Raw genomic sequence first — 17,700 nt, 5'->3', positions numbered from 1 at the left:
AACCTCGGAGGCGAGGCCTACCGCACGTATGTACCGGATGGTACATTTCCCGGCATGAGAACCTCGATCGCGACCGTGTGCGTCAGCGGCACTCTCGTCGACAAGCTGCACGCCTGCGCCGAGGCCGGCTTCGACGGCGTCGAGGTCTTCGAGCCCGACCTGGTCGCGGCGCCCGAGAGCCCGGAGGAGATCCGCGCCGTCGCCGACCGCCTCGGCCTGACGCTCGATCTCTTCCAGCCGCTGCGCGACGTCGAAGGCGTCGACGAGGCGGAGTTCGCCCGCGTGCTGCACCGCGCCGAGGCGAAGTTCGCCCTCGCCGCGCGCTTGGGCATCGGCCTCGTGCTGTGCTGCAGCAACGTGGCGACGGCGACGGTCGACGACGACGAGGTGAGCGCGGTGCAGCTGCGCCGCCTCGGCGATGTCGCCGCGCGGCACGGTGTGCGCATCGCGTTCGAAGCGCTCGCCTGGGGACGCTTCATCGACGACTACCGCCGGGCGTGGCGGGTCGTGCAGCTCGCCGACCACCCGGCCGTGGGGCTGTGCCTCGACTCGTTCCACATCCTCTCGCGCGGCCACGACCCGTCCGCGATCCGCGACATCCCGGGCGAGCGCATCTTCTTCCTGCAGCTGTCCGACGCGCCGCGACTGTCGATGGACGTGCTGTCGTGGAGCCGGCATCACCGCCTGTTCCCGGGGGAGGGCAGCTTCGATCTCGTCGGCTTCATGGGTCAGGTGCTGCACGCCGGCTACTCGGGGCCGTGGTCGCTCGAGGTCTTCAACGACACCTTCCGGCAGACGGACTCCGCGCGCACGGCGCTGCACGCGCACCGGTCCCTGAAATGGCTCGAGGACGCCGTGGCGCGTCGGTATCCCGATCTGCCCGACCTGGAGATGCTGCCCGACTCCGCAGCGCCCTCGGGCATCGACTTTGTCGAGATACGCGCCGAGGACACTTCTCCGGTCGAAGCGCTGCTCTCGCAGGCGGGGTTCACCTCCCGCGGACGCCACCGCTCCAAGCCGGTGACGTTGTGGTCGGCCGGGCGGGCGCGGGTCGTGCTCAACGAGCAGCACGCGCGCGACATGGCGCCTCACCTGGCGGCCGTCGGCTTCGAGGTCGACGACGCGGAGGCCGTGTCGCGCCGCGTCGACGCCCTGCAGACGCCCCGGGCGTACCGACGCACCTACGCCCGCGAGCAGCAGCTCGACGCCGCCGTGGCCCCCGGCGGGATGGCGGTGTTCTGGACGCAGGCCGCCGACGCCGGCGAACCCTCCTGGACCCGCGAGTTCGAGCACGGCGAGGTCGCCGCCGCGAGCGCCGTGACGGGCTTCGACCATGTCAGCATGACGCAGCCGTGGCAGGAGATCGACGAGACGACGCTGTTCTACACGGCGGCCTTCGGCCTCCACGTCGCCAGCAGCACCGACGTGCCGGGCCCGCAGGGGCTGGTGCGCAGCCGGGTCCTCGCCGGGCCCGGCGAGGACGGCGTGCGACTGCCGCTGAACGTCGCGCCCCCGATCGTGGCCGAACAGGGCAGCGCCACGGGTCTGGCGCAACACGTCGCGTTCGCGTGCGACGACGTCCGCGCGCTGGCCCGCGCGTCCCGCGCGCGGGGGATGCAGCTGCTGCGCATGCCGCAGAACTACTACGACGACCTCGCGGCCCGCTTCGACCTGCCCGCCGAGGTCATCAGCGAGCTGCGCGCGCTCGACATCGCGTACGACCGCGACGCCGACGGTGAGTACCTGCACGTCTACACCCGCACCGTCGGGCAGATCTTCTGGGAGTTCGTGGAGCGCCGCGACGGCTACGCCGGCTTCGGCGCCGGAAACGCCCCCATCCGCCTCACCGCGCAAGGCGACGCCGCCCGGTGAGCGGCCGCGCTGATAGTGTGCCGACGATGAGCGAGACGCGACGACTGCTGCTGGTCAACGGCCCCAACCTCAACCTCCTCGGCACCCGCCAGCCCGAGATCTACGGTCGCGACACCCTCGCGGACGTCGAACGCCTCACCCGGGATGCCGCCGCGGAGCGCGGCTTCGAGGTGCGGGCCGTGCAGAGCAATCACGAGGGCGTGCTCCTCGACGCGATCCACGATGCGCGCACCGACTGCGCCGGGATCGTGATCAATCCGGGGGGCCTGACGCACACGTCCGTCGTGCTCCGCGACGCGCTCGCGGGCGTCTCGCTGCCGGTCGCCGAGGTGCACATCTCCAACATCCTCGAACGCGAGGCCTTCCGGCACCACTCCTACGTCGCGGACGTCGCCGCCGTCCACGTCATCGGCGAGGGCGTCTCGGGCTACGCGCGCGCGGTCGCTCTGCTCATCGACGTCATCACGGGTGCGGCGGAGGGCTGACGCCCGGGCCCGCGGATGCGCGTGGGCTAAGATCGACTGTCGGCCGCGCGCCACCGCGTGCGCCACCTCGAACTCACGAACGGAAACTCCACACTCATGGCATCGACCGCAGACATCAAGAACGGCGTCGTCCTCAGCATCGACGGACAGCTCTGGAGCGTCGTGGAGTTCCAGCACGTGAAGCCCGGCAAGGGCGGCGCCTTCGTCCGCACCAAGCTCAAGAACGTCATGACCGGCAAGGTCGTCGACAAGACGTTCAACGCCGGCGCGAAGGTGGAGATCGAGAACGTCGACCGCCGCGACTTCACCTACCTCTACAACGACGGCGAGGGCTACGTCTTCATGGACGTCGCCGACTACGACCAGATCACGGTCGGCGCCGCGACGGTCGGCGATTCCGCGAACTTCCTGCTCGAGAACCAGCAGGTGCAGATCGCGCTCAACAACGGCAACCCGCTCTACATCGAGCTCCCGGCCTCCGTCGTGCTGGAGATCACCTACACCGAGCCCGGTCTTCAGGGCGACCGCTCGTCGGCGGGCACGAAGCCCGCGACCGTCGAGACCGGCTATGAGATCCAGGTCCCGCTGTTCCTCGAGACCGGCACCAAGGTGAAGGTCGACACCCGGACGGGCGACTACCTCGGCCGCGTCAACTGACGCGCGGCATCCGATCACATGAGCGCACGCTCCAAGGCGCGAAAGCGCGCCCTCGACATCCTCTACCAGTCCGACGTCCGCGGTGACGACCTCGCCGTGACGCTCGCGGCCGAGGCCAAGCGCGCGGCGAACGAGCCCGCCCGCGAGGCGTCCTGGTTGTACGCACGCGAGATCGTCGACGGCGTCATCGACAACCGCGACGAGATCGACGAGCAGATCGTCACGCACGCGCGCGACTGGAAGCTCGAGCGGATGCCGGCCGTCGACCGCGCCATCCTGCGCCTGGCCGTCTGGGAGCTCATGTTCAACGACGAGGTGCCCTCCGCGGTCGCCATCGACGAGGCCGTGGAGCTCGCGAAGGAGTTCTCCACCGACGACTCCGGCTCGTTCGTGCACGGCGTGCTCGGACGTATCGCCCGCACCGCCTGACCCCGCCGCGACGACCTGTCTCAGAAGGGCTCGGCTGGTGCAATCGATCCTCGAACTCAGAATCGATGAGCCGTGGCTCATCCTGACGCTCTGCGTGACGAGTCTCGCTGCCGTCGTCTTCCTGCTGATCCGGCGGGGCGTACGCCGGTGGGCGCTGCGGGCAGCCGTCGCCATGTCGATCGGCGGCGCGGCCGCCGTCGCGTTCGCTCTCTTCGCGCGGATCAGGAACCTCTTCGGCATGCCGCTGCCGTGGCAGGCGATCGCCTGGGGCACTGCCGGGTTCGCCGCCGTCGGGCTGGCGCTGGCGAGCGTGTGGGCGGTGTCGTGGCGACGCCGGGTGGTGGCGCTGCTGTCGGTCCCGCTGTTCCTGGTCACCACGACGCTGGGGATCAATGCCTACTACGGTCTCAATCCGACGGTCGGGAGCTTCCTCCACATCCAGATCAACCGGCCCATCAGCGTGCCGACGGATGTCGACGGCACCGCTGACGGCGTTCCCCTCTACCGTTCGTGGCAGCCACCGGCCGACATGCCCACGACGGGCGAACAGGGAACGGTCGACATCCCCGCGACCCGGTCGGGCTTCACGGCGCGGATGGCGGGTATCTACAAGCCGCCCGCGGCCCGCACCGCTCATCCGCCTCGTCTGCCGCTGGTGATCATGATGCTCGGCCAGCCCGGGGATCCGGATCCGCAGTACATCGCGAAGATCCTGGACGCTCAAGCGCAGAAGAACAACGGGCTCGCGCCCTATGTGCTGGTGGTCGACCAGCTCGGCGACCCGAACAGAGACCCCGCGTGCGCCGACTCCGCCAAGTACGGCAACGTCGAGACCTACGTGACCCAGGACGTCGTGGACTTCGCTCGGACGCTGCCGGTGGAGCAGAGCCCCAGCCAGTGGACGATCGTCGGATACTCGAACGGCGGCGGCTGCGCCTTCAAGTACGCGGCGGAGCATCCGGATGTCTGGGGCAACCTCCTCTCGGTCAGCGGCGAGATCGAGCCCGGCTCCGAACACCCCGACGAGACGATCGCCGACGTCTTCGGCGGATCGTCCGCGGCCTACGACGCGGCGAAGCCCACGAGCATCCTCGCGTCGCACACCGCCGCCTACCCCGACGAGTGGGCTCTGTTCACGGCGGGACAGAACGATCCCGCGTACATCGATCAGGCGCGCCGCGCCGCCGCGGCGGCGGCGGCGGTCGGATGGAACGTCGACAGCTACGTGGTGCCCGGGGCCGGCCATGTCGTCGACGCCCTGGAGGGCGGTCTGGCCGAGGGCTTCGCCCGCCTGTACCCGCGCCTCGGTCTCTCCGCACCCTGACTCCCGCCTCGCCTGAGCGGGCGCACAGCCTCTCGCGCGTAGACTCGGGAGCTGTTCGACCAGGAGGACCCATGCGGATCACAGGCCTCGGCCACGCCGGAATGTTCATCGAGACGACGGGCGGCAGCATCCTGTGCGACCCCGTGATGGGGCCGAGTTTCTTCGGTTCGTGGTTCCCCTTCCCCGACAACCGCGGCTTGGACTGGGAGCGCTTCGGGAAGGCGGACTTCCTCTACATCTCGCACCGTCACCGCGACCACTTCGACCCGACCCTGCTCGAGCGGTACGTGCCGAAGGACATCCGCGTTCTGCTGCCGGAGTACCCGACCGACGACCTCGAGGTGGACCTCCGCCGCCTCGGCTACGACAACATCGTCTACACCCAGGCGGGCCGGACGATCGAGTACCCCGGCGGGCTGAAGATCATGGTCACGCCGCTGCGCGCGCCCAGTGACGGCCCGATCGGCGACTCCTCGCTGAGCGTGGACGACGGCACCGCCAGCATCCTGAACCAGAACGACTCGCATCCGCTCGACCTCGACCGGCTGCTCTCGTTCTCGAAGCCCGACGCGTACTTCACGCAGGTGTCGGGGGCGATCTGGTGGCCCATGGTCTACGACCTGCCGCAGGACTCCAAGCAGCACTTCGCGAAGCTCAAGCGCGACGCGCAGAACAAGCGCGCGATGTACTACATCGAGAAGGTGGATGCCGAGCACGTCTTCCCGATGGCGGGTCCGCCCATGTTCCTGCGCGAGGACCTGTTCCGTTTCAACGGGTGGGGCCTGGAGGACGACTCGATCTTCACCGATCAGCGTCAGTTCCTCGCGCACATGCGCGACGAGCGTCCCGACCAGAAGGGCTACGAGTTCGTGCCCGGCACGCAGGTCGACCTCGACGGCGGGGCGATCGAGATCACCCAGACCCTCTACTCGGCGGAGGAGATCGACCGCGTCTTCGACGACAAGTGGGCCTACCTCGCCGAACAGCGCGACAGCCGTCAGGGCGAGGTCATCGCCGAGATCGCCACCCGCGCCGAGCCGATGGCACCCGACGAGATGCTCGCGGCACTGCAGGAGTGGTGGGAGCCGCTGCTGCGCCGCGCCCGCACGATCCGCACCGGGGTGGGCGGCAACGTCCGCTTCCGCATCGGCGAACTCGACATGGTCGTCGACTTCCCGAAGGCCAAGGTCCGCGCGTACGCGGGGGAGGAGTGCATCTACTGGTACACGGTCCCCGCCGATCTCGTCTCGACGAACATCCGCGACCACGAGATCGACTGGTCGAACTCGATCTTCCTGTCGATGCAGTTCGAGGTGGGCCGCAGCGGCAAGTTCAACGAGTTCCTCACCACGTTCCTGAAGTGCCTGTCGCGCGACCGCATCGAGTACGTCGAGAACTGGTACGCCGAGCAGTCGGATCAGACCGAGGATGCCGAGATCGACGGCTGGAACGTGCAGCGGCGCTGTCCGCACCTGCGCGCCGACCTCACCAAGACCGGCAAGATCGAGGACGGCGTGCTCACGTGCGCCCTCCACGACTGGAAGTGGGACCTGGCGAGCGGACAGTGCCTCACCGCACCGGGGCATCCGATCCGCGCGGCGCGCGTCAGCGAGACGGCCTCCGCGCAGACGCCGTGAACCGGCTCTGACGCACGGGATTCACGTCGTCAGGATTCGTTTCGCGCGCTTCGTGAGTCGCACGGGCGACGTCGTCACCGGCCGCCACCGATGATCCCTGCCGTGCCACGGCGGTGCCGTGACCTCGGGCACGCCGCTGTTCATGGGCATCGTGCTGCTTCTGCGGGCGGGTGCGCTCGTCCCGGGCGACGAGCGGGTCGTCGTCAAGGGCGGTGAACGGGTCGTCGAAGGCGACCGCGGGGGAGAGGTGGGCATCGAAAATGGTCTGCAGCTGCGCCGCCACCTCGGGCAGCAGGGTTCCTCGGACGGGCACTCCGGCCGCGGTGGCGACACCGAGCACGAGCGAGCGCTTCCGCTCGGCCACCCGCTCGCGCGGCTCGGCGCCGTCCTGATCTAGCGCGAGCGCCCACGTCTGCGCGTGGATGCGCAGCAGCTCGGCGCATGCGGGCGGCGCGGCATCCGGCCCCTCGCCCCGCGCCTCGGCGACGACGACATCGGCGGCGTCCCTCCGCGCGGCCGTGGAGACGCGCGGCGCGGTCTGCTGGAGGGGTCCGGTGATCGCGAGGATGCCGTCGGTGCCGACCACCCCGTCGACCATCGCGGCCCGCACCGACGGGAACGGCGCGTCGAGCGCCTCACCGGTCGTGGGCGACACGGCGCGGCGGACAGCCGTCGCCGCCCGCTGCAGCCGGACTGCCGACCGCGGTTCGAGCCGGGTGAGCGTCTGCAGCAGATCGGTGACGTCGCGGCATCCGAGGTGCGAGGTCATCCGCTCGTCGCGCACGGGGTTCTCCGACCGGCGCATGACCTCGCCGGTCGCGTCGATCAGGAGCGCCTCGACGAAGCGGCCGATCTCGGCGATCGCGGCGATCTGCCGGGCGAGCTCGCCTTCGGTGCCCCGCTCGAAGACACGGTTCGAGACCACCGCGCGCAGCACGTCCACGACCTGCGAACGCAGGTCGTCGAGGTGCGTTGCGAGGAGGTCCATACCCCCATTCTGCCGAGGGCCTCCGACACCGCACGGTGGAAAAGTCCAGATCGAGAGAGGAAACATCACACGCCGCGTGAAAGTGTTCTCATGCGCTTCAACGGCCTGCCCTAGAGTGAGCGCGACCACTACACCGGGGGTCCGCGAGGGAGGACCTTGGCATGAAGATCGACCCGCTGCACCTCGTGGACGTCCTCGTCTACCTCGTGATCCTCAACCTGACCGCCGAGTTCGTCCCGGGCGTCATCACCGAGAGCTTCGCCGTCTCGCTCGCAACGGCGGTGATGCTCAAGCTCGTCCTCGAGCTGGTGCTGCGGATCAAGAAGCGGGTCGTGGCACGGCTGCGCGCGGCGTCGACGGCGGCGCGGCGTGTCACCTCGATCGTGATGCTGGTGCTGATCCTGCCCGGCAGCAAGTTCGTCGTGCTGTGGCTCGAGGACCTGCTCTTCGGCGACGCCGTCTCCCTCGGGGGCTTCTGGTCGGTGACGCTGCTCGTGCTCGGTCTCACGGCCGCCCGCGCCGGGGTACGACGCGCGATCGCGCCGGGGCGATCCACCACCTGAAGCGCCGCCCGGGTCGGGTAGAGTGGGTGACGTACCACAGCAACCTTTAACACCGTCCCGTGAGGCGGAGAAGGGAGCGACGGATGAGCACCGGTAACACGCGTACCGTGATGCAGACAGCCGACATCGCCCGCGCACTGACTCGGATCTCCCACGAGATCCTGGAGTCCAACAAAGGGGCGGACGGCCTCGTCCTCCTCGGCATCCCGACCCGGGGGGTGACCCTCGCGGAGCGCATCGGCGGCCTCCTCGGCGAGATCTCCGGCTCGAGCGTCCCCGTCGGCGCCCTCGACGTCACGATGTACCGCGACGACCTGCACCGCAATCCCACCCGCACGCCGCGCCCGACGCAGATCCCGGCCGGGGGGATCGACGGCAAGACCGTCGTCCTCGTGGACGACGTGCTGTTCTCGGGACGCAGCATCCGGGCCGCCCTGGACGCGATCGGCGACATCGGCCGCCCCGCCGCGGTGCGGCTCGCCATCCTCGTGGACCGCGGCCATCGTGAGCTGCCGATCCGCCCCGATTTCGTCGGCAAGAACCTGCCGAGCGCCCGCAGCGAGCGCGTCAACGTGCACCTCGCGGAAGTCGACGGCGTCGAAGAGGTGACGATCGCATCATGAGGCACCTGCTCGACACCCGCACGCTCGCACGCGAGCAGGCCCTGCGCATCCTCGACGTCGCCGAGGACATGCGCGACACCCAGTCGCGGGAGATCAAGAAGCTGCCGACGCTACGCGGCAAGACGATCGTCAACCTCTTCTTCGAGGACTCGACGCGCACGCGCATCTCCTTCGAAGCGGCCGCGAAACGACTGTCGGCCGACGTCATCAACTTCTCCGCCAAGGGTTCCAGCGTCAGCAAGGGGGAGTCGCTGCAGGACACCGCCCAGACGCTGCAGGCGATGGGCGCGGATGCCGTGGTCATCCGTCACGGCGCGTCCGGAGCACCGCACACCCTCGCCACGAGCGGTTGGATCACCGCGGGCGTCGTCAACGCCGGCGACGGCACGCACGAGCACCCGACCCAGGCGCTGCTCGACGCGTTCACGATCCGCAAGCGCCGCTTCGGCGACGACAGCCGCGGCCGAGACCTTGCGGGCGTGCGGGTCGCGATCGTCGGCGACATCCTGCACTCGCGCGTCGCGCGCTCGAACGTCTGGCTTCTGCACACGCTCGGCGCGGAGGTCACTCTCGTCGCTCCTCCGACGCTGATCCCTCAGGATGTCTCGGCGTGGCCGGCGCGCATCGTCTACGACCTCGACGAGGCCATCGCGGGCGCACCGGACGCGATCATGATGCTGCGGATTCAGCTGGAACGCATGAACGCGGCGTATTTCCCCACTGAACGGGAGTATTCGCGTCGATGGGGACTGGATGCCGAGCGTCTGGCCGCTCTGCCGGACGGTAGCATGGTGATGCACCCGGGCCCCATGAACCGGGGCCTGGAGATCTCCGCCGACGCCGCCGATTCCCCGCGCTCGACCGTGCTGGAGCAGGTCGCGAACGGCGTCTCGGTGCGGATGGCGGTGCTGTACCTGGTGCTGGCCGGCGAACGACCCGGCGAGCGCGACACGAACGCAGAGGAGCACGCCCCGTGACGGTTCCACACACCCCGGAGCGCCCGACGATCATCCGCGGCGCCCGCCTGAACGGGGCAGAGGCCGCCGACCTGGTGCTCGAAGGCGGCCGCATCGCCGAGATCGGCACCGGGCTCACCCGCGTCGGCGCCGATGTGGTGGATGCCGACGGGCTCATCGCCCTGCCCGGCCTGGTCGACCTGCACGTGCATCTGCGCGAGCCCGGCTACGAGGCGTCGGAGACGGTGCTGACCGGTTCGCGCGCCGCCGCGGCGGGCGGGTTCACGACGGTGTTCGCGATGCCGAACACCTCGCCGGTCGCCGACACGGCCGGTGTCGTCGAGCAGGAGCTCGCGCTGGGCGAGGCGGCCGGTTACGTGCACGTGCAGCCGATCGGCGCCGTGACGGTGGGGCAGAAGGGCGAACGCCTCGCCGAGCTGGGCGCGATGGCATCCTCCCGCGCCCGCGTGCGCGTCTTCAGCGATGACGGCTTCTGCGTCTTCGACCCGCTCATCATGCGCCGCGCGCTGGAGTACGTGAAGGCGTTCGACGGCGTCGTCGCGCAGCACGCACAGGATCCGCGGCTGACCGAGGGCGCCCAGATGAACGAGGGCACGGTCTCGGCCGAGCTGGGCCTCGCCGGCTGGCCCGCCGTGGCCGAGGAGTCGATCATCGCCCGCGATGTGCTGCTGGCCGAGCACGTCGGCTCCCGCCTGCACGTGTGCCACCTCTCGACGGCCGGGTCGGTCGACATCATCCGCTGGGCGAAGAAGCGGGGCGTGAACGTCACCGCCGAGGTCACGCCGCACCACCTGCTCCTCACCGAGGATCTCGTGCGCGGCTACGACGCCCGCTACAAGGTGAACCCGCCGCTGCGCCGCGACGAGGACGTGCAGGCCGTGCGCGAAGGCCTCGCCGACGGCACGATCGACATCGTCGCCACCGACCACGCCCCGCACCCGGCGGAGGCCAAGTCGTGCGAGTGGCAGGCGGCCGCCAACGGCATGGTGGGGCTGGAGTCCGCGCTGCGGGTCGTCCACCAGGCGATGGTGCAGACCGGGATGCTGTCGTGGGACGACGTCGCCCGCGTGATGTCGGCCGCACCGGCCCGCATCGGCCGCCTCGCCGACGCCGGCACGCCGCTCACCGTGGGAGCACCGGCCTCGCTCACGCTGTACGACCCGGCGCCGGTGCGGACGTTCGGCCGCGACGATCTGCGCGGACGCAGCGTCAACTCTCCCTACCTGGGCCGCGAACTGCCGGGCGAGGTGCGGTGGACGTTCTTCCGCGGCGCTCCGACGGTCGCCGACGGCGTCGTGGCCACCGCCATGAAGGAGGTCACGTCATGACCCGTGAAGGGGCACTGCTCGTCATGATCGCCGTGGCCGTCGGGCTCCTGGCGCTCGGTGTGGTCGCGTGGCGACGACGATCCCGGCGGGACGGCGGGCTCGCCGCACCGTTCGGCGAGGCGCCGACGGACGCCCGCGAGCAGGTTCGCAGCTCGGGCTTCTACGTCGCGACGACCCGGCACGACGACGCCCTGGAACGCCTCGCGATCCGCGGGCTCGGCTTCCGTTCGCGCCTCGACGTGACGGTCACCGATCGGGGCGTCGCCCTCGACCTCGTGGGCCAGCCGCGCATGTTCCTCGCTCTCGAGCGGATCTCCGGCGTCGACCTCGCCAACACGGCCATCGACCGTGTGGTCGAGGCGGGCGGGCTCGTGCGCATCGCCTGGCTCGCGAACCGCTCGGACGGCTCCACCGAGATCGTCGACAGCTACCTCCGCCCGCAGGACGAGTCGGCCTCCGCCCTCGCCGCTGCGATCTCCGCCCTCCTGCCGCCTTCGACCCCGACCGCGACAGACCAGACCTCCACCACCTCGACGGGAAACGCCGCATGACCTTCTTGCTCGACCCCGCCGTCCTCGTCCTCGAAGACGGCTCCCGCCACCCCGGCCGCGCCTATGGCGCACGTGGCACGACCCTCGGCGAAGTCGTCTTCTCCACCGGCATGACCGGCTACCAGGAGACGCTCACCGATCCCTCCTACGCGGGACAGATCGTCCTGCAGACCGCGCCGCACATCGGCAACACCGGGATGAACGGCGAAGACCCCGAGTCACGCCGCATCTGGGTCGCCGGCTACATCGTGCGCGACCCCTCGCGCGTGGTCTCCAACTGGCGTGCCGACGAGTCGCTCGACGACGCCCTCGTGCGCGACGGGATCGTCGGCATCGCCGGCATCGACACCCGCGCCGTCACCCGCGTGCTCCGCTCGTCGGGCTCGATGCGCGGCGGCGTGTTCTCCGGCGCGGCCGCGGCCCTCGACCCCGAGGAGCAGCTGCGCATCGTGCGCGAAGCGCCCGAGATGGCCGGCCAGAACCTCTCCGCAGCCGTCTCGGTCAGCGAGGTCGAGGTCACGCCCGCCGCCGCCGACGTGCAGAGGCTGGGCGCCCTGGCCGTGCTCGACCTCGGCGTGAAGCGCGCGACCGTGCTCAACCTCGCCGCCCGCGGGTTCGACGTGCACGTGCTGCCGCAGTCGGCGACGATCGACGAGGTCCGCGCGATCGACCCCGTGGCCGTCTTCTACTCCAACGGTCCGGGCGACCCCGCGGCATCCGACGACCACGTCACGCTCCTGCGCAACGTGCTCGACGACGGCCTGCCCTTCTTCGGCATCTGCTTCGGCAACCAGCTGCTCGGCCGTGCGCTCGGCTTCGGCACGTACAAGCTGCCCTTCGGCCACCGCGGCATCAACCAGCCGGTGCTCGACAAGCAGACCGGGCGCGTGGAGATCACGGCGCACAACCACGGGTTCGCCGTGGACGCTCCGCTGGACGGCGAGACCCTCAGCCCGAACGGCTACGGCCGCGTCGAGGTGAGCCACATCGGCCTCAACGACAACGTCGTGGAGGGCCTGCGCGCCCTCGACATCCCGGCGTTCAGCGTGCAGTACCACCCCGAGGCCGCCGGCGGCCCGCACGACGCCAACTACCTCTTCGACCGCTTCGCCGACATGGTGCGCACCTCTCTGGAGAACAAGAACTGATGCCCAAGCGCGACGACATCACGAGCGTCCTCGTCATCGGCTCCGGCCCGATCGTCATCGGCCAGGCCTGCGAGTTCGACTACTCGGGAACCCAGGCCTGCCGCGTGCTGCGCGAGGAGGGCGTGCGCGTCATCCTCGTCAACTCGAACCCGGCGACGATCATGACCGACCCCGACTTCGCGGACGCGACCTACATCGAGCCGATCACGCCCGCCGTGATCGAGACGATCATCCAGAAGGAGAAGCCCGACGCGATCCTGCCGACCCTGGGCGGCCAGACCGCGCTCAACGCCGCCATGGCGCTGCACGAGCAGGGCATCCTCGACAAGTACGGCGTCGAGCTCATCGGCGCCAAGGTCGACGCCATCCGCAAGGGCGAGGACCGTCAGATCTTCAAGCAGCTCGTGCTGGATGCCGGGGCCGACGTGGCCCGCAGCGTCATCTGCCACACGATGGATGATCTGATCTCCGGCGCCGCCGAGCTCGGCTATCCGCTGGTCGTGCGCCCCTCGTTCACGATGGGCGGCCTGGGCTCCGGCTTCGCCTACGACGAGGAGGACCTGCGCCGCATCGGCGGTGCGGGCCTGCGCGACTCGCCGACCACCGAGGTGCTCCTGGAGGAGTCGATCCTCGGCTGGAAGGAGTACGAGCTCGAGCTCATGCGCGACATGGCCGACAACACGGTCGTCGTCTGCTCCATCGAGAACGTCGACCCGGTCGGCGTGCACACCGGCGACTCGATCACGGTGGCCCCCGCGCTGACCCTGACCGACCGCGAGTACCAGAAGCTCCGCGACATCGGCATCGACATCATCCGCGCAGTCGGCGTGGACACCGGCGGCTGCAACATCCAGTTCGCCGTCGACCCGGCATCCGGGCGCATCATCGTCATCGAGATGAACCCGCGCGTCTCGCGCTCGTCGGCCCTCGCCTCCAAGGCGACGGGCTTCCCGATCGCGAAGCTCGCTGCGAAGCTCGCGATCGGCTACCGCCTCGACGAGGTCCCGAACGACATCACCCAGGCGACGCCGGCGAGCTTCGAGCCGACGCTCGACTACGTCGTCGTCAAGGTGCCGCGCTTCAACTTCGAGAAGTTCCCGAACGCCGACGCGACGCTCACGACCACCATGAAATCGGTCGGTGAGGCGATGGCGATCGGCCGCAACTACACGACGGCGCTGCAGAAGGCGCTGCGCTCGCTCGAGAAGCGCGGATCGAGCTTCCACTGGGGCGAAGAGCCCCGCTCGGTGGAGGAGCTGCTGGAGATCGCGAAGGTCCCCACCGACGGGCGCATCGTGACGCTGCAGCAGGCGATGCGCAAGGGCGCCACGGTCGCGCAGGCGTTCGAGGCCACGAAGATCGACCCGTGGTTCCTGGACCAGATGGCACTGATCAACGAGGTCGCCGCCTTCGTGCAGGCCGCCGCCGAGCTGGATGCCGCGACCCTGCGTCTGGCCAAGGAGCACGGCTTCAGCGATGCGCAGCTCGCGCAGCTGCGGGGCGTGACCGAGGCCGAGATCCGCGGCGTCCGCTACGGCCTCGGCATCCGCCCGGTGTACAAGACGGTCGACACGTGCGCGGGGGAGTTCCCCGCCCTGACGCCGTACCACTACTCCAGCTACGACTACGAGACCGAGGTCACGCCGAGCGATCGCACCAAGGTCGTCATCATCGGGTCAGGCCCGAACCGCATCGGCCAGGGCGTCGAGTTCGACTACTCGTGCGTGCACGCCTCGTTCGCCCTGTCGGACGCCGGCTACGAGACGATCATGGTCAACTGCAACCCGGAGACCGTCTCGACCGACTACGACACGAGCGACCGGCTGTACTTCGAGCCGCTCACGCTCGAAGACGTCCTGGAGGTCCTGCACGCCGAGAGCGCGTCGGGCACGATCCTCGGCGTGGTCTGCCAGCTCGGCGGTCAGACGCCGCTGGGACTCGCGAAGGGCATCGAGGAGGCCGGCTACACGATCCTCGGCACCTCTCCCGCCGCCATCGACATCGCCGAGGAGCGCGAGCTGTTCTCGCAGCTGCTCGACCGCGCCGGACTCGTGGCCCCGCGCCACGACACGGCCGTCGACGAGGCGGGCGCCGTCGCGATCGCCGAGGAGATCGGCTACCCCGTGCTCGTGCGCCCGAGCTTCGTGCTCGGCGGCCGCGGCATGGAGATCGTCTACGACACCGAGAGCCTGCGCGACTACTTCGTGCGCACCGCCGGTGAGGTCGTCATCGAGGAGGGCAAGCCGCTGCTGGTCGACCGCTTCCTCGACGACGCGATCGAGCTCGACGTCGACGCGCTCTACGACGGCCACGAGCTGTACATCGGCGGCGTCATGGAGCACCTCGAGGAGGCCGGCATCCACTCCGGCGACTCGTCGTGCACCCTCCCGCCCATCTCGCTCGGTCGCACCGAGATCGACCGCGTCCGCACCGCCACGCAGGCGATCGCGGAAGGCGTCGGCGTGCGGGGTCTGCTCAACGTGCAGTTCGCCGTGTCGGCGGGCGTGCTCTACGTGATCGAGGCGAACCCGCGCGCCTCGCGCACCGTGCCGTTCGTGTCGAAGGCGCTCGGCATCCCGCTGGCCAAGGCGGCGTCGCGCATCATGGCCGGCTCCACCATCGCCGAGCTCAAGGCGGAGGGCCTGCTGCCCGTCGAGGACGGCTCGCGCGTGCCGCTGGACGCTCCAGTCGCCGTCAAGGAGGCCGTGCTCCCGTTCAAGCGGTTCCGCACCGCCGACGGCCACACCGTCGACTCCGTGCTCGGCCCGGAGATGCGCTCCACCGGCGAGGTCATGGGCATCGACCGCGACTTCCCGACCGCGTTCGCCAAGAGCCAGGCGGCGGCCTACGGCGGCATGCCGACCTCGGGCACGGTGTTCCTGTCGGTGGCCGACGACGACAAGCGCGCCGTGATCCTGCCGGCACACCGCCTGCAGGAGCTCGGCTTCCGCCTCGTCGCGACGTCGGGCACGGCCGAGATCCTCGCGCGCAACGGCATCCGCGTGGACGTCGTGAACAAGTACTCCGACACGCAGGAGTCGGGGGAGCGCAACGTCGTCGACCTCATCAACGCGGGCGAGATCGACATCGTCGTGAACACGCCCTCCGGCGGCATCGCGCGCGCCGACGGGTACGAGATCCGCGCGGCGGCCGTGGCCGCCGACAAGGCGCTGTTCACCACGATGGCCGTCCTCGGCGCCGCGGTCAGCGCGCTGCCGGTGCTGCGGGAAGGCTTCGCCGTGCGCAGCCTCCAGGAGTACGCCGTCGACCGCGCCGAGGCTCTCCAGGCCGCCGAGCAGCGGGCCGCGGTGTGAGCTCGTTCGGCTCGCGACTGCAGAGGGCCGTCGCCACGCGCGGACGCCTGTGCGTCGGCATCGATCCCCATGAGGCGCTCCTGCGGGAGTGGGGGCTCGGTGTCGACGCGCAGGGCGTGCGCGAGTTCGGGCTGCGCACGGTGGATGCCGCGGCATCCACCGTGGGGATCGTCAAGCCGCAGGTGTCGTTCTTCGAGCGGTTCGGAGCCGCCGGGTTCGCCGCCCTCGAAGAGGTCATGGCGGCCGCCCGCGCCGCGGGGCTGATCGTGATCGCCGACGCCAAGCGCGGCGACATCGGCACGACGATGGACGCGTACGCGGCCGCGTGGCTACCGCCCGGGGCGCCGCTGGAGGCGGACGCCCTCACCCTGAGCCCGTACCTCGGCGTCGGCGCGCTCGCCTCGACGCTGGCCTCCGCGCTGACCCACGGGAAGGGCGCCTTCGTCCTCGCCGCGACGAGCAACCCCGAGGCGGCGCAGCTGCAGACGGCGCACGTGGACACCGGCGCCCCGGTCGCCGCCGCCGTCGCCGCCGAGGTGGTCGCCGCCGACTCCTCCACGGGCGACTGGGCCTCGCTCGGCCTCGTGGTGGGCGCGACGGTCGACCTCGCGGACCGCGGCCTGCGACCGTTCGGGCGGACCGTGCCGATCCTCGCCCCCGGCTTCGGAGCCCAGGGCGCCGAGCCCGCCGACCTGACGCGCGTGTTCGGCGGCCTCGCCGACGGCGTGATCGCGAGCGAGAGCCGCAGCATCCTGTCCGCCGGACCCGACCGGCTCGCCGCGCGGATCGCCGAACGCGCCGCCCTGTACCGTGGAGGATCCCATGGCTGACTCCCGCACACCTCCCGAGGTCGACCGTGTCGCGGCATCCCGTCGCGCCGTCGCCGCGCGCCGCGAACGCGCGGCCCTCAAGCACGACGTCGCGATGCGGGTCATCACGCCGCAGGAGCTGTTGCAGCGCGCGCTCGACGCGCCGGAGAGCCCCGCCGGCGCGATGCGGATCACCGAGTTCCTGACGGCGCTGCCGGCCATCGGCGAGGGCAAGCGCGACCGCATCCTCGCGGACCTCGAGATCGCCCCCGTCAAGCGGCTCGGCGGCCTCGGCGCCCGCCAACGCGTCGCGCTGAAGGAGTGGCTCGACACCCGGTTCCCGCCGCTGCAGCCCCGCGGCGGCCGCAGCCGGCTGATCGTGCTCGCGGGCCCCACCGCCGTCGGCAAGGGCACCGTCGCCGCCCACATCAAGGAGCACCACCCCGAGATCCTGCTGTCCGTCTCGGCCACCACCCGTGCGCCGCGACCGGGCGAGGTCGACGGTGAGCACTACTTCTTCGTCGACGACGCCGGCTTCGACCGGCTCATCGCCGACGGCGCCCTGCTGGAGCACGCCACGGTGCACAACGCGTTCCGCTACGGGACACCGCGCGGGCCGATCGACGAGGCGCTGGCCGCGGGCCGTACGGTGCTGCTGGAGATCGACCTCCAGGGCGCGCGCCAGGTGCGCGCCGCCGCGCCCGACGCGACGCTGGTGTTCCTCACCCCACCCAGCTGGGACGAGCTCGTCAACCGCCTCGTGGGGCGCGGGACCGAGGGAGCCGAGGAGCGGACCCGACGCCTCAAGACGGCCAAGGTGGAACTCGCCGCCCAGGGCGAGTTCGACTACCGCGTCGTCAACGACGACGTCGCCCGCGCCGCCGCCGAGATCGCGGCCCTCGCCCGCTGAGCGCCGCTTCATCCGTCCCGCGAGGTCGGATCGCACCCGCAGAAGCGACGTCGCGGGACGGATGAAAGCGATCGCCGAGTCCGCG

General features: G+C 70.6%; 16 protein-coding genes. 15 read left to right on the top strand and 1 reads right to left on the bottom strand.

Going from position 1 to position 17,700, the window contains the following annotated elements; genetic code table 11:
* Nucleotides 1-54 precede the first annotated feature (54 nt).
* The 6 genes from AC6CQV_RS05780 (at nt 55) to AC6CQV_RS05755 (ending at nt 6,404) form a co-directional block, all read left to right on the top strand.
* Nucleotides 55-1,872 carry a sugar phosphate isomerase/epimerase and 4-hydroxyphenylpyruvate domain-containing protein gene (locus AC6CQV_RS05780; RefSeq protein ID WP_498260497.1) on the top strand — a complete coding sequence of 606 codons (1,818 nt, stop codon included), beginning with the start codon at nt 55-57 and terminating at the stop codon, nt 1,870-1,872.
* Nucleotides 1,873-1,898: 26 nt separating this feature from the next.
* On the top strand, nt 1,899-2,357 hold the full coding sequence (gene aroQ, locus AC6CQV_RS05775; RefSeq protein ID WP_498260496.1) for a type II 3-dehydroquinate dehydratase: 459 nt from the start codon (nt 1,899-1,901) through the stop codon (nt 2,355-2,357).
* Nucleotides 2,358-2,453: 96 nt separating this feature from the next.
* A complete protein-coding gene (gene efp / locus AC6CQV_RS05770) occupies nt 2,454-3,014 on the top strand; it encodes an elongation factor P (protein ID WP_060958603.1) in 561 nt (186 codons plus the stop codon).
* Nucleotides 3,015-3,032: 18 nt separating this feature from the next.
* Nucleotides 3,033-3,443, top strand: coding sequence for a transcription antitermination factor NusB (gene nusB, locus AC6CQV_RS05765; protein WP_101306397.1), 411 nt, complete (start codon nt 3,033-3,035; stop codon nt 3,441-3,443).
* Between the two features lie 94 nt (nt 3,444-3,537).
* Complete coding sequence (locus AC6CQV_RS05760) at nt 3,538-4,767, top strand: alpha/beta hydrolase (RefSeq protein WP_498260495.1); 1,230 nt, start codon at nt 3,538-3,540, stop codon at nt 4,765-4,767.
* Between the two features lie 71 nt (nt 4,768-4,838).
* On the top strand, nt 4,839-6,404 hold the full coding sequence (locus AC6CQV_RS05755; protein ID WP_498260494.1) for a Rieske 2Fe-2S domain-containing protein: 1,566 nt from the start codon (nt 4,839-4,841) through the stop codon (nt 6,402-6,404).
* On the opposite strand, the gene AC6CQV_RS05750 is transcribed toward AC6CQV_RS05755, so the two are convergent.
* Entirely contained in the window at nt 6,373-7,392 is a 1,020-nt protein-coding gene (locus AC6CQV_RS05750) for a 13E12 repeat family protein (protein WP_498260493.1), read from the bottom strand. The two genes, AC6CQV_RS05755 and AC6CQV_RS05750, sit on opposite strands and share 32 nt — an antisense overlap.
* Before the next feature lie 161 nt (nt 7,393-7,553).
* Here AC6CQV_RS05750 and AC6CQV_RS05745 point away from each other — a divergent pair, with 161 nt between their 5' ends.
* The 9 genes from AC6CQV_RS05745 (at nt 7,554) to gmk (ending at nt 17,615) form a co-directional block, all read left to right on the top strand.
* Nucleotides 7,554-7,955 (top strand): hypothetical protein, encoded by a 402-nt coding sequence (locus AC6CQV_RS05745; RefSeq protein WP_101306399.1) that lies wholly within the window; start codon nt 7,554-7,556, stop codon nt 7,953-7,955.
* An 83-nt stretch (nt 7,956-8,038) separates the two neighbouring features.
* A complete protein-coding gene (gene pyrR, locus AC6CQV_RS05740) occupies nt 8,039-8,578 on the top strand; it encodes a bifunctional pyr operon transcriptional regulator/uracil phosphoribosyltransferase PyrR (RefSeq protein WP_060958607.1) in 540 nt (179 codons plus the stop codon).
* Entirely contained in the window at nt 8,575-9,555 is a 981-nt protein-coding gene (locus AC6CQV_RS05735; RefSeq protein WP_060958608.1) for an aspartate carbamoyltransferase catalytic subunit, read from the top strand. The genes pyrR and AC6CQV_RS05735 overlap by 4 nt, the downstream gene beginning before the upstream one ends.
* Nucleotides 9,552-10,883: a dihydroorotase gene (locus AC6CQV_RS05730; RefSeq protein ID WP_498260492.1), complete on the top strand. Its 1,332-nt coding sequence runs from the start codon at nt 9,552-9,554 to the stop codon at nt 10,881-10,883. Before AC6CQV_RS05735 ends, AC6CQV_RS05730 begins: the two co-directional genes overlap by 4 nt.
* The gene (locus tag AC6CQV_RS05725) at nt 10,880-11,434 is read left to right on the top strand and encodes a PH-like domain-containing protein (RefSeq protein ID WP_101306401.1); all 555 of its coding nucleotides are present in this window, start codon (nt 10,880-10,882) and stop codon (nt 11,432-11,434) included. The genes AC6CQV_RS05730 and AC6CQV_RS05725 overlap by 4 nt, the downstream gene beginning before the upstream one ends.
* Nucleotides 11,431-12,582, top strand: coding sequence for a glutamine-hydrolyzing carbamoyl-phosphate synthase small subunit (gene carA, locus AC6CQV_RS05720; protein ID WP_101306402.1), 1,152 nt, complete (start codon nt 11,431-11,433; stop codon nt 12,580-12,582). The genes AC6CQV_RS05725 and carA overlap by 4 nt, the downstream gene beginning before the upstream one ends.
* Nucleotides 12,582-15,896, top strand: a complete 3,315-nt coding sequence (gene carB, locus AC6CQV_RS05715) for a carbamoyl-phosphate synthase large subunit (protein WP_060958611.1) — start codon at nt 12,582-12,584, stop codon at nt 15,894-15,896. The genes carA and carB overlap by 1 nt, the downstream gene beginning before the upstream one ends.
* On the top strand, nt 15,893-16,726 hold the full coding sequence (gene pyrF / locus AC6CQV_RS05710) for an orotidine-5'-phosphate decarboxylase (protein WP_498260491.1): 834 nt from the start codon (nt 15,893-15,895) through the stop codon (nt 16,724-16,726). Before carB ends, pyrF begins: the two co-directional genes overlap by 4 nt.
* Complete coding sequence (gene gmk, locus AC6CQV_RS05705; RefSeq protein ID WP_191008634.1) at nt 16,719-17,615, top strand: guanylate kinase; 897 nt, start codon at nt 16,719-16,721, stop codon at nt 17,613-17,615. The genes pyrF and gmk overlap by 8 nt, the downstream gene beginning before the upstream one ends.
* Nucleotides 17,616-17,700 lie beyond the last annotated feature (85 nt).

The organism is Microbacterium sp. EG9 (assembly GCF_059759475.1).
The sequence above is the reverse complement of the archived record's forward strand: the minus strand, read 5'-3'. Positions and strand labels throughout refer to the sequence as shown.